Consider the following 12,130-nt stretch of genomic DNA (forward strand, 5'->3'; position numbering starts at 1 on the left):
GGTTTTCGGAACTTTGAAAACTTCAAAAAACGGATTTTTATCGCTCTCAATATCAAAAAAGAAAGGACGAAATGTGTCCTTTCTCGATCTTAGCTTTTCTTCAACCCACTACAGTTGACAAAGAGCCTAAAAAACTAGGAGAAGAATCTCCTAGTCTTTTTTATATATTGGTATTATACCAACTCACCATTTCCGTTTACAGTGTAGCCGTCAGGAGTAGTTGTGTTTACAAGTAATGCACCTGAACCACTTAGGTAGTACCAGTGGCTACCTACATATTTCCAACCAGTTTGCATTGCACCTGAACCATCTAGGTAGTACCATTGACCACCTACATATTTCCAGCCTTTTTGCATTGCGCCTGAACCATCTAGGTAGTACCAAGTTCCGTTGTCTTTAATCCAACCAGTTTGCATTACACCTTCAGCGTTCAAGTAGTACCAAGTACCATTATCTTTAAGCCATCCAGTTGCTTTAGCACCATCTTCTTTGAAGAAGACCCATTTGCCATTTGTTTTAACCCAGCCTTTACCTGCTTGATTAACTAAATCTTCATTAACACGAGTATTGTTTGGTTTATTATCTTCTACTCCATTAACATCGTTATAATATTTCCCTTCTGCCATTGCAGTAGCACGATATTGTTCTTGCAATTTTTGAACGTAACGATTTTTTACTGTACTATAGATATCTTCAAATGTTTGATTTGATTTTACTTTTGCTGCTACAATGTTTGCTTCTAAAGCTGCTTTTTTCTCAGAAAAATCATGTCCTGAATAACCTGAATTTAAGAAATCTTGTAATGCTTTCTCTGCATCTGCTAATGATTTGTTACCTTGTTCTTTAAATTGGCGCTCAGCGTCAGTACGAATTTCAGAATCATGGAAGGCTACTTGGCGGTTAGCTTCTTCAGCAATATCACGTTCAGAAACATATTTCTTTTGAAGCAATTGGTTAGTTGAAGCTGGGTTTTCACTATTTGCCAAAACAGGTGCAACTGTAAATACAGCAAGTGCTGCTGCGCTTGTCAATAAAACTTTTTTCATCGTTTTATCTCCTTTGTTTTTCTTTAAAATATTTTTTCGTAAGAATATCTTACTACCATACAGTATATAAATATTTGCAGGATTTGTCAAGGGTTTTCTTCTATTTTTTAAAGTTTTTACCCATTTTTAGAAAAAAAGGTGAAAAAAACATTTTTGTGAGAAAAAACACCCGTCAAATTTGCATTTTTCAAGTGAGAATCTCACAAATTTATCATCCTTGAGTAAAATCATTCATATCTAATCCACATAGACAGTTGGACAGAACTCACGTCTATGGTATTATCTTATAAACACCTCTAAATGGCAAGTAAAAATGGCAAGTTTTTTGATAAGAACTTGCCATTTCATCAACTTTTTACTATTTAAAATGTGACCTTATAGCAAAGCCTCAAACTCAGCGACGGTCATGCCCAGTTGCTGGCTAGCAATCTCGGAAGTCAGAAGACCTTGGCGAACCATATCTAAGAAGGCAAAAAGTTTCCCTTCTTCCCTTCCTTCAACTTTCCCACGCTCCAGCCCCTGTTCAATACCCTCTGCACGGCCACGTTCTAATCCTTTTTCTTCAGCTTGTTCCAAGGCATAGTCCTGTGCTAACAAGGCTTGTTCTTCTCGCATACGTAGTTGACTAAACATTTTCCTGTCCTCCTCGGACCAGCTCTTATAGTCCAGCAGTTGGTCTGCCTGGCTAATGGCTCGCTCGGGTTCCTGAGTAAAGGATTTGTTCCCGAAAAACTCCAACCATGGTTTGCGAACCTTATCTTTACTGGTTTCTCTGTATTTTTTTAGTTCCAAGAAAGCCATTACTTGTGGTTGTCTTATAAGAGTGCCTCAAACTCAGCAACGGTCATGCCCAACTGCTGGCTGGCAACCTCGGAACTCAGAAGACCTTGGCGAACTAGATTTGCTAACATAGCGAAACTACCTTCAGCTTTCCCACGCTCCAGTCCCTGTTCAAGACCTTCTTCTCGCCCCTTTTCAATCCCCTCAGCTCGACCACGTTCTAAACCTTGTTCAATACCTTCTGCCCTAGCAGTTTCCAAGGCATAGTCCTGTGCTAACAAGGCTTGTTCTTCACGCATACGTAGTTGACTAAACATTTTCCTGTCCTCCTCGGACCAGCTCTTATAGTCTAGCAGTTGGTCTGCTTGGCTGATGGCTCGCTCGGGTTGTTGGGTAAAGGGCTTGTTACCAAAAAACTCCAACCACGGCTTGCGAACCTTATCTTTGCTGGTTTCTCTGTATTTTTTTAATTCCAAGAATGCCATCTTTACCAGATGGTTTTCTTGACCATTGTTTGTGATAGTTAAGACTTCACCTGTAGTGTCCTCTCGCATACTAAAGCTATGGAAAGCTTGATCATCTTGGAAGTAGTTACTATCTACAATTGCGATAGCGTATACTGGTGCGATGTGTTTGTAACTCTGGTGTGTATCACCTTCTCGTTGACGAATTTTTTCTAGGTTTTGATTGACCTGACTGCATAGGTAAGCCCACAGGCGATTGATGAAAAAATTCTGATGATGCACCTGAATCTCAATGATTACCTGAGTGCCATTATCCAACTCCGCCAAGACGTCTATACTGGTATAGAAATCCTGCGCCGAGTACGGCAGGGAAGGCAAGACATGAATATTGCTCCCCTCCAAAATGGTTACATTTTTGGCTGGTAAGTCCAGCATATCGCGGATAAATTGACAAGTGATTTCTGGATTACTAAAAATCTTCTTAGCAACCAAGTCGTTGGTTGGGCTGATGCCCGGATGTCTTAGAATCATCCTTTTCCTCCTTTTATTATACCATAGTCTTATACTCAATGAAAATCAAAGAGCAAACTAGGAAACTAGCCACAGGCTGTACTTGAGTACGGCAAGGCGACGTTGACGTGGTTTGAATTTGATTTTCGAAGAGTATTAAATCTAGTTTTACTAGATTCACTGACTCTATCTATTTATTCGCAAAATAGACGAAAAAAACCTGAGAATCATCTCAGGCTTGGTCATTAAATCTTTTTCTCAATACTGAAAAGTGGAGAAAGTGGGCGTTTTTCATGGATACGTACGATAGCATCACCTAGGAGATGAGCGATTGAAATCTGCTCAATCTTATCAATCAAACGCTCTTCTGGCAGATAGATGGTATCCAAAACAACCAATTTCTTAATAGCTGATTTTTGGATATTGTCCATAGCAGGACCAGAAAGAACTGGGTGCGTACAGCTTGCATAGACTTCAACAGCACCAGCTTCTGCAAGAGCATCTGCCGCATGACAAATCGTTCCAGCAGTATCAATCATATCATCAATCAAGATACAAGTCTTGCCTTCGACCTTACCGATGATGTTCATGACTTCACTAGTATTCATCTTATCAACGCTACGACGTTTATCGATGATAGCGATAGATGTTTTCAAAAACTCAGCCAACTTACGAGCACGAGTCACCCCTCCATGGTCTGGACTGACAACCACATAGTCAGAACCAACCATGCCACGACGCTCAAAATAATCCGCAATCAGAGGAGCCCCCATCAAGTGATCCACAGGAATATCAAAGAATCCTTGAATCTGCGCAGCATGCAAGTCGATGGTCAATAAACGATCCACTCCAGCTACTTCAAGCATATTTGCGACAAGTTTTGAAGTGATTGGCTCACGCGCTCTCGCCTTTCTATCCTGACGTGCATACCCATAGTAAGGCATGACAACATTGACAGATTCTGCACTCGCACGCTTCAAAGCATCCACCATAATCAAAATTTCAAGCAGATTGTCATTTACAGGCGAACTAGTTGATTGTAGGATAAAAACGTGTTTCCCACGGATTGATTCTTCGATGTTGACCTGAATCTCTCCATCTGAAAATTGGCGAACACTTGATTTCCCCAGCTCTATCCCAATCTCCTGCGCCACACGTTCTGCCAATTCTTTATTAGAAGAAAGGGCAAACAGCTTTAAATCAGAAAAAGACATGATTTCCTCCGGTATATATGTATCGCTTGTGCTTTTCACAAGATTTTCCATCTACCATTGTAGCGCTTTTTACACTATTTTTCAATCAAAAATAAAAGAAGGGCACCATATTTGTACCCTTGCATCATTCTTTTAAAAAATATTCTAGTTCATCAACTCATTGTGCTTCTCAACAAAGCGATAAGCCTGATAAAAACCATAGAGAGCAATAGCCGTAACCACTGGAATCGCTAAGGGTAACTCTGTCTCTAATTCTACAAAAGGAGAGTTAAACAAGAAGTGAGTTCCCAAGGCTAAACCTAGGAAAATAAGCCCCTCTTTCTTGCCAACCTTCTGCCCTTTATAAGCTCTGTAAAGCAAGTAAACACCTACTACAGCCAGACCTGAAAAAGTCCAGTGAGAGGCAATTCCTGAGATGATACGCTCTAAAATTCTCGAAATAGTAAAGTCAAAGCCCTCTGGCAAATCCGTACGAATATAGCCAATATCCTCAATCATTTGAAATCCCAAACCAGAAGCAATTCCAAGTAAAAACAAAGATTTTAATTTTCGTACAGGAATCAAAGCCAAAACAAAGACAAGTGGCAATAATTTAAGCGGTTCTTCTACCAAAGGAGCCACAATCGCACTTTCAAAGGCATTTAAAAATGCACTATCTGGGAAAAGAATACCCAGTAAATCATGGATATAGGTATTAGCAAAGCTAGACAGCCAACCTGAAAGGAACATCCCACCCAATAAAGACAAAATCAAGGCCTTCTTTGGTAATTCCCATTTTTTCCCAATACAGAAAAGGAAATAAAGAGCCGGAATCATGTAAAAGAGAGCTAGAAAGATAGAAACTCCCATTAGTCCATATTCCGCACCTGACATCGAACCATCCGTATAGTAGATAGTCTCATACTGCAAACCAATACATAGCAATAAGATAAAAATAAATAAAATACTGTTTTTCTTCATACACTTTCTTTCTAAATGAAGTATTTATAATTCTACGACTGTCATACTTCCTGTATCCACATCGTAAATGGCACCAGAGATAATAACATCGTCTGGTATTAGGGGAGACTCGATAAGGAGTTGCATATCCTCGCGTACACTCTCCTCTATATCTTGGAAGGGCAAGAAGTCCTGGTCTGACACATCGACACCCAATTCTTCCTTCAAATACTCCTGAAAAGAGCCATTTTCAAAGGTCTGAGCACCACAGTCTGTATGGTGCAACACCACAATCTCTCTTGTCCCCATTTGTTGCTGGGAAATAACTAGCGAACGAATCATGTCCTCAGTCACTCGACCTCCTGCATTCCGCAAGATATGAGCATCCCCAAGTGCCAAACCTAGGGCTTGCGCAACGTGCAGACGAGAGTCCATACAGGTCACAATAGCCACTCTTGTTTTGGGTTTAAGTGGCAGATTTAACTGCCCATGTAGGGCAACATAAGCCTGATTGGCTTGCATAAACTGTTCAAAATACGACACGATTCCCTCCTCGAAAATTTGATAGTCAAATATTTCTCCTATCTTATCATTTTTAAAAGGATTTGTCACGGATTATGCAAAGACCTTTTTCAAAACCTCCTGAATCGTTGTCACGCCAATGACCTGAATTTCCTTTGGTGGAGTGATTCCTGTCAAGGAATTCTTAGGTACATAAATCTTAGTAAATCCCAGTTTAGCAGCTTCATTGATGCGTTGTTCGATACGATTCACACGCCGAATCTCTCCTGTCAAGCCCAGTTCTCCCACAAAACATTCCTGAGGATTAGTTGGCTTGTCTTTATAGCTCGAAGCAATGGCAACTGCAACGGCCAAGTCAATGGCAGGTTCATCCAATTTGACACCGCCAGCAGATTTGAGATAGGCATCCTGATTTTGCAAGAGAAGACCTGCCCGTTTTTCCAAAACAGCCATAATCAAGCTAGCACGATTAAAATCAAGTCCTGTCGTAGTACGCTTGGCATTTCCAAACATGGTCGGTGTTACCAAAGCCTGAACCTCCGCCAAAATCGGACGCGTCCCTTCCATCGTCACAACGATTGATGAACCAGTTGCTCCATCCAAACGCTCTTCTAAGAAAACTTGACTCGGATTGAGAACCTCAACCAAACCGCCCGACTGCATCTCAAAAATCCCAATCTCATTAGTGGAGCCAAAACGGTTTTTGACCGCTCTTAAAATACGGAAGGTATGGTGGCGCTCCCCTTCAAAGTAAAGCACCGTATCCACCATATGCTCCAACATACGAGGCCCAGCTAATGTTCCTTCCTTGGTCACATGACCTACGATAAAGATAGCAATGTTATTGGTCTTGGCCAGTTGCATGAGCTCAGCTGTCACCTCACGTACCTGAGAAACAGACCCCTGTACCCCTGAAATCTCAGGAGACATAATGGTCTGGATAGAGTCAATAATGAGGAAGTTTGGCTGGATTCTTTCTACCTCAGCTCGAACACTCTGCATATTGGTCTCTGCATAGAGATAAAACTCGCTATCAATATCACCCAAACGCTCTGCACGTAGTTTAATCTGCTGGGCAGACTCCTCCCCACTGACGTAGAGAACCGTTCCCACTTGGGACAACTGGGTTGAGACTTGTAGTAGAAGCGTTGATTTCCCGATTCCAGGATCCCCACCAATGAGGACAAGACTTCCCGGTACCACTCCGCCTCCAAGTACACGGTTGAATTCCTCCATCTCTGTCTTAGTTCGATTGACGTTGATTGAAGTCACCTCAGCCAGTTTCATAGGCTTGGTTTTCTCCCCTGTCAAGGACACACGCGCATTCTTTACCTCGGCAACCTCAACCTCTTCTACAAAAGAAGACCAAGACCCACAGTTGGGGCAACGCCCCAGATATTTAGGGGAATTATACCCACAATTTTGACATACAAATGTCGCTTTTTTCTTTGCGATGATAAACCTCTTTCTATATCTCTAACTCACACTCAATCACTTGGCAAAAATCAATCTTCTCATTTGGCACAAACTGACGCATGAGCATGTTGTGAGTTACCACTATCACGGTCTGGTAATCTCGATACTTAGCCATGCATTCTAGAAAACGAGACTTCATCTTCGCAGCTGTCTCATATTGAATAGGACTATTAGGAAGTAACTCCCCCTTATTTTCTAGAAACATAGCACGAGCTTTTTCAAAATTATCTGTACCACTTTCATAGACCTGCCATTCATGTAACAAAGGCTCTACTCTTAAAAGAAGATCCGTAGCACAAACCACATAAGAAGCCGTTTCTAAAGCTCTTGTGACTGCAGAAGATATGATTATTTCAGCTGAAGAGAATAAAGGATTGGTGCTCAGTTCCTGAGCCTGCTGCCGTCCCTTCTCAGATAAGGGTGCCAAATCTATCCCAAATCCCGTATAAGAACGCTTCTCTAACTCACGGTAATCTGGCTCCCCGTGACGCACAAAGATAATCTTCATCCTAGTGCCCTGTCGATCCAAATCCACCAGTTCGAACGCCATCAGCCGCATCTCCATCTGCAATTAAGAAAGGAGCAAAGACAGCCTGGACCACACGTTCCCCAACTTCAAGAACAACCTCTTGGTCTGTGATATTCTTCATCTGAGCAAAAATATGCCCTTCATTCCCAGGATTTCCATAATAATCCCCATCAATAACCCCAACTGAGTTAATTAAAACCAAGCCCTTCTTACGAGGGTTTGAAGAACGATCATAAAGGTAGAGAACCTCAGTCGGTTGCATATAAGCCTTAACTCCTGTCGGAACCAATACAATCTCTCCTGGGGCAATAACCGTACGCACAGCAACCTTTAAGTCGTAACCAGCCGCATGCGCTGTCTCACGCTTTGGCAATAAATTTTCATCTGTAAAACTAGAAACCAATTCAAAACCACGAATTTTCATCATCTTCTCTTTTCTATTATCATTTATTCTAGATTATTCTATCTTATTTATTCGGAAAAAGCACGAAAAAAAGAGCACACAATTCAAATCGCTTAGGGCTGCTGGATTCCTCCCCTGACCCGCTTCACGCAGAACTGTTGCTCCATTATTTATTATATCACATTCCTGTTCATTTTAAAAGCAAAATTATTTTTTCCGTCTATTTCTAAAAAAATCCTGCATGATAGCTGCGCATTCATCTTCCAAAATTCCCGTTTCAACCTCCACACGATGATTGAGACGCTCATCTGTCAAGATATCGTACAAACTCCCAGCAGCGCCAAATTTCTGATTTTTAGCCCCATAGACCACGTTTGGAATACGGGCAAGTCCGATCGCCCCACTACACATGACACAAGGCTCAATGGTCACAAAAAGCGTGCAATCCAGCAAGCGCCAACTTTCTTCACTCAAGTTCGCATTCTCGATGGCCATAATTTCCGCATGCATAACCGCTCGTTGCAACTCCTCACGCGCATTATGCCCACGACCAATGATTTCTCCGTCCTTGACAATCACACAACCAATTGGAATTTCATCGTGTTCAAGAGCGATCTCAGCCTCTCTCAAAGCTTCCCTCATAAAGACTTCTTTTTCTTCAACTGTATAATTCATCAATTTCCCTTTTTCTACTTGTCGATTTTATTATTATATCATGAATCCCAAGACAAAAAAAGCCACCGAATGCGGTGACTCTATAGGGAGATTATTATGAAAAAGAAAAGTTTAGGATATTTGTTACAACAAGTTAGGAGGTCTTCTTGTAACTGTTTATAGTATACCCGACCTATCTTAAACAAATCTTAAAAATCTCTTAGGACCAAACACTTTCTAAAATATTTGTTTGTTCACGACCAGGACCCACTGAGAAAGTAGAGATACGAACGCCAACCAATTCACTCACACGACGAACGTAGTTACGCGCATTCTCAGGAAGATCTTCCAAATTACGAACTCCAGTGATATCTTCTGACCAACCTGGCAACTCTTCATAGATAGGCTTGCAACGTTTCAATTGCTCAAGACTAGCTGGATAGTAGTCAATACGTTGACCATCAAGATCATAGGCCACACAGATTTTCACAGTATCTAAACCACTCAAAACATCGATAGAATTCAATGAAAGGTTAGTGATACCAGAAACACGACGACTATGACGCATCACAACTGAGTCAAACCAACCCACACGACGTGGACGACCAGTTGTTGTACCATACTCATGACCTACTTCACGAATGCGTTCTCCCACTTCATCAAACAACTCCGTTGGAAAAGGACCGTCTCCTACACGACTCGTATAGGCTTTACATACACCTACAACCTTATCAATCTTACTTGGACCAACACCAGAACCAATTGTCACACCACCAGCCACAGGGTTTGATGACGTAACAAATGGATAGGTACCTTGGTCGATATCTAACATAACACCTTGTGCACCTTCAAAGAGAACACGTTTACCATTATCAAGCGCATCATTCAAAATAACAGATGTATCGGTCACATATTTCTTGATTTGTTGACCATATTCGTAATATTCTTCAAAAATATCATCGAAAGCAATCGCTTTACTATCATACAATTTTTCAAAAAGACGATTCTTTTCAGCAAGGTTACGTTCTAAACGCTCACGGAAAATGTCTTTATCCAAAAGATCTGCGATACGAATGCCCACACGAGCAGCCTTGTCCATATAAGCTGGACCAATTCCTTTAATTGTAGTACCAATCTTATTGTCGCCCTTAGCTTCTTCTTGCAAGCGATCCAACTCGATATGATAAGGCAAAATGACATGCGCGCGATCAGAAATACGCAAGTTATCAGTTGTAACACCTTCCTCATGAAGATAGCTCAGCTCTTTCACAAGAGATTTAGGATTTACAACCATTCCGTTACCAATAACAGAGATTTTTTCAGGGAAGAAAATCCCAGATGGAATCAAGTGCAATTTAAACTTCTTACCATCAATCACAATCGTGTGACCTGCATTATCACCACCTTGGTAACGCGCAATCACTTCTGCATTCGCTGAAAGGAAGTCTGTAATCTTCCCTTTCCCTTCATCACCCCATTGGGTACCTACAACAACAACTGAAGTCATAATCTTGTCTGAGCCCTCAGGCTCTTCCTTTCTCACATACATGGCAGGACTCTCACCCGCAATTATATCTTACAATTTATTATAAGAAAAAATCGCCTTTTTATCAAGAAGAAACAATAGAAAGATTTGCTATTTCCAACTATTAAAAAATGATTTAGAAAAATTACCAGCTATTTATTGTTATATTCCCATGAAAAAGTAAATTTGTTCGGAAATTTACTAAAATTAGCTCAACAAGAAATAAAACCCCGATTCATTATCATCTTTTCAAGATACAAACGATAAGCAACACGATAATGGTAAACGATAAAATCTCGATGACTCCCAATTCCATATCTAACTAAATAATAAATCAAAAATTTAAAATGAAAATGTTCCCATTCCCAACTATTATCAAAGAAAGTAGCATACTCTTCTTCGATACTGTCATAGAAATCAGTCATCTGATCATAAATATTTTGTAGCATAAGCATACACTCCTTTACTTTTTATGACCTTATTCTAACAAAAAAATTTAATTAATCATTAATAATTCCTGAATTGTACAAATACCAACCTCAACAAGATAAAAAATAGGAAAAGTTGACAGAATAGAAATAAATTTACTACCTAAATTTTAAAAACTAAAATAATGGAAAGAATGGGATTCGAACCACCGAACTCGAAGGAGCAGATTTACAGTCCTCCGCCTTTAGCCACTTCATTATGAATTTTGTTAATAGGGATACTCACAATACCTTTAAACAAATAGTATATCTACCAGAATTCTTCTCAGAAACGCCACTTTAAGTACTATCATTGATCGAAAGTAGAGATCGATGAAACCTTTCTCACCAAAAAATAGTCTCTATAATATTTGTAGTGGGTAAATCCCCTATGAATATTATGGAGCCTATTTTGTTGTAGAAAAAAAGTCCCATATCAACTATAATGAAAAGCGACAAAACAACTCATTAGAAATAATCATATGGAACAATTACATTTTTTCACAAAACTCCTTGACATTAAAGACCCTAATATTCAAATTACAGATATCATCAATAGGGATTCCCACAAAGAAATCATCGCTAAACTGGATTATGAGGCTCCATCTTGTTTTATTGCACAAGATTTTAACAAACTCAACATCATCACTGTTCTTGAGGGAAGAACACAAGCTATCATCCGAAATCACTTTCTTCAATACGATAGAGCTATTCGCTGTAAGGTAAAAATCATTACTATGGATATGTTTGCTCCCTACTCTGCCCTAGCTAAACAACTTCCCTTTCGAATTTGTAGGCTCGGGCTGACATAGTCTCTCAGACTATTTCACTCCCAAATGCAAAAATTGTACTTGATCGCTTTCACATTGTACAACATCTAAGCCGTGCTATGAGTCGCGTTCGTGTCCAAATCATGAATCAGTTTGAGCGAAAATCTCATGAATACAAGGCTATCAAGCACTACTGGAAGCTCATCCAACAGGATAATCGTAAACTGAGAGATAAACGTTTTTATCGCCCTACTTTTCGTATGCATTTAACCAATAAAGAGATTCTTGATAAACTATTAAGCTATTCCGAAGACTTGAAAGATCACTATCATCTCTATCAGCTCTTGCTTTTTCACTTTCAGAATAAGGAGCCGAAGAAATTCTTTGGAGTCATTGAGGACAATCTAAAGCAGGTTCATCCTCATTCTCCCAACGCCAAATTAGAAGCGACGAATATTCTCATCAAACTCATCAAGCGCAATGCCTTTGGTTTTCGAAACTTTGAAAACTTCAAAAAACGCATTTTTCTTGCTCTGAATATCAAAAAAGAAAGGACAAATTTTGTCCTTTCACTACAGTTGAAAGAGAGCCACATAAAAAGAGGACTAAGCCTCTCTTAATTACTACTCCGCCAGTAGGACTCGAACCTACGACATCATGATTAACAGTCATGCGCTACTACCAACTGAGCTATGGCGGAATAAAGCTAAGCGACTTCCATATCTCACAGGGGGCAACCCCCAACTACTTCCGGCGTTCTAGGGCTTAACTTCTGTGTTCGGCATGGGTACAGGTGTATCTCCTAGGCTATCGTCACTTAACTCTGAGTAA

General features: G+C 40.3%; 11 protein-coding genes, 1 tRNA gene, 1 rRNA gene, 1 other RNA gene and 2 pseudogenes. 1 reads left to right on the forward strand and 15 read right to left on the reverse strand.

Annotated elements, in window-relative coordinates; all coding sequences use genetic code 11:
* Positions 1 to 173: 173 nt before the first annotated feature.
* The 13 genes and pseudogenes from QM843_RS09685 to comW form a co-directional block, all read right to left on the reverse strand.
* Entirely contained in the window at positions 174 to 1,046 is an 873-nt protein-coding gene (locus tag QM843_RS09685) for a cell wall-binding protein (protein WP_414304846.1), read from the reverse strand.
* Between the two features lie 375 nt (positions 1,047 to 1,421).
* Positions 1,422 to 1,847 (reverse strand): annotated as a pseudogene (locus tag QM843_RS09690) (FliH/SctL family protein); the annotation flags it as partial.
* Positions 1,848 to 1,861: 14 nt separating this feature from the next.
* Positions 1,862 to 2,821, reverse strand: coding sequence for an Rpn family recombination-promoting nuclease/putative transposase (locus tag QM843_RS09695; RefSeq protein WP_414304845.1), 960 nt, complete (start codon positions 2,819 to 2,821; stop codon positions 1,862 to 1,864).
* A gap of 224 nt (positions 2,822 to 3,045) precedes the next feature.
* On the reverse strand, positions 3,046 to 4,014 hold the full coding sequence (locus QM843_RS09700; RefSeq protein ID WP_000010158.1) for a ribose-phosphate diphosphokinase: 969 nt from the start codon (positions 4,012 to 4,014) through the stop codon (positions 3,046 to 3,048).
* A 144-nt stretch (positions 4,015 to 4,158) separates the two neighbouring features.
* On the reverse strand, positions 4,159 to 4,974 hold the full coding sequence (locus tag QM843_RS09705; RefSeq protein ID WP_261048793.1) for a PrsW family intramembrane metalloprotease: 816 nt from the start codon (positions 4,972 to 4,974) through the stop codon (positions 4,159 to 4,161).
* Positions 4,975 to 4,998: 24 nt separating this feature from the next.
* A complete protein-coding gene (locus QM843_RS09710) occupies positions 4,999 to 5,496 on the reverse strand; it encodes a beta-class carbonic anhydrase (RefSeq protein ID WP_004236873.1) in 498 nt (165 codons plus the stop codon).
* 72 nt (positions 5,497 to 5,568) lie between these two features.
* Complete coding sequence (radA, locus tag QM843_RS09715) at positions 5,569 to 6,930, reverse strand: DNA repair protein RadA (protein ID WP_247953655.1); 1,362 nt, start codon at positions 6,928 to 6,930, stop codon at positions 5,569 to 5,571.
* Positions 6,931 to 6,943: 13 nt separating this feature from the next.
* Positions 6,944 to 7,501 carry a histidine phosphatase family protein gene (locus QM843_RS09720; protein ID WP_414304844.1) on the reverse strand — a complete coding sequence of 186 codons (558 nt, stop codon included), beginning with the start codon at positions 7,499 to 7,501 and terminating at the stop codon, positions 6,944 to 6,946.
* Positions 7,461 to 7,904 carry a dUTP diphosphatase gene (locus QM843_RS09725; protein WP_000701987.1) on the reverse strand — a complete coding sequence of 148 codons (444 nt, stop codon included), beginning with the start codon at positions 7,902 to 7,904 and terminating at the stop codon, positions 7,461 to 7,463. The genes QM843_RS09720 and QM843_RS09725 overlap by 41 nt, the downstream gene beginning before the upstream one ends.
* A 56-nt stretch (positions 7,905 to 7,960) precedes the next feature.
* Positions 7,961 to 8,058: signal recognition particle sRNA small type (gene ffs / locus QM843_RS09730), an RNA gene on the reverse strand.
* 32 nt (positions 8,059 to 8,090) lie between these two features.
* Positions 8,091 to 8,558 carry a tRNA adenosine(34) deaminase TadA gene (gene tadA, locus QM843_RS09735; protein WP_001110112.1) on the reverse strand — a complete coding sequence of 156 codons (468 nt, stop codon included), beginning with the start codon at positions 8,556 to 8,558 and terminating at the stop codon, positions 8,091 to 8,093.
* A 199-nt stretch (positions 8,559 to 8,757) separates the two neighbouring features.
* Complete coding sequence (locus QM843_RS09740; RefSeq protein WP_001832534.1) at positions 8,758 to 10,044, reverse strand: adenylosuccinate synthase; 1,287 nt, start codon at positions 10,042 to 10,044, stop codon at positions 8,758 to 8,760.
* 230 nt (positions 10,045 to 10,274) lie between these two features.
* Positions 10,275 to 10,511, reverse strand: a complete 237-nt coding sequence (gene comW, locus QM843_RS09745; protein ID WP_414304843.1) for a sigma(X)-activator ComW — start codon at positions 10,509 to 10,511, stop codon at positions 10,275 to 10,277.
* A gap of 500 nt (positions 10,512 to 11,011) precedes the next feature.
* Here comW and QM843_RS09750 point away from each other — a divergent pair.
* Positions 11,012 to 11,919, forward strand: a pseudogene (locus QM843_RS09750) (transposase).
* Between the two features lie 6 nt (positions 11,920 to 11,925).
* Here QM843_RS09750 and QM843_RS09755 read toward each other — a convergent pair.
* Both QM843_RS09755 and rrf read right to left on the reverse strand, forming a co-directional pair.
* A tRNA-Asn gene (locus QM843_RS09755) sits at positions 11,926 to 11,999 on the reverse strand.
* 5 nt (positions 12,000 to 12,004) lie between these two features.
* Positions 12,005 to 12,120 (reverse strand): 5S ribosomal RNA (gene rrf / locus QM843_RS09760).
* Between the last annotated feature and the right edge of the window lie 10 nt (positions 12,121 to 12,130).

It is taken from the genome of Streptococcus mitis (genome assembly GCF_047463435.1).
In the GTDB taxonomy this organism is placed as follows: domain Bacteria; phylum Bacillota; class Bacilli; order Lactobacillales; family Streptococcaceae; genus Streptococcus; species Streptococcus mitis_DS.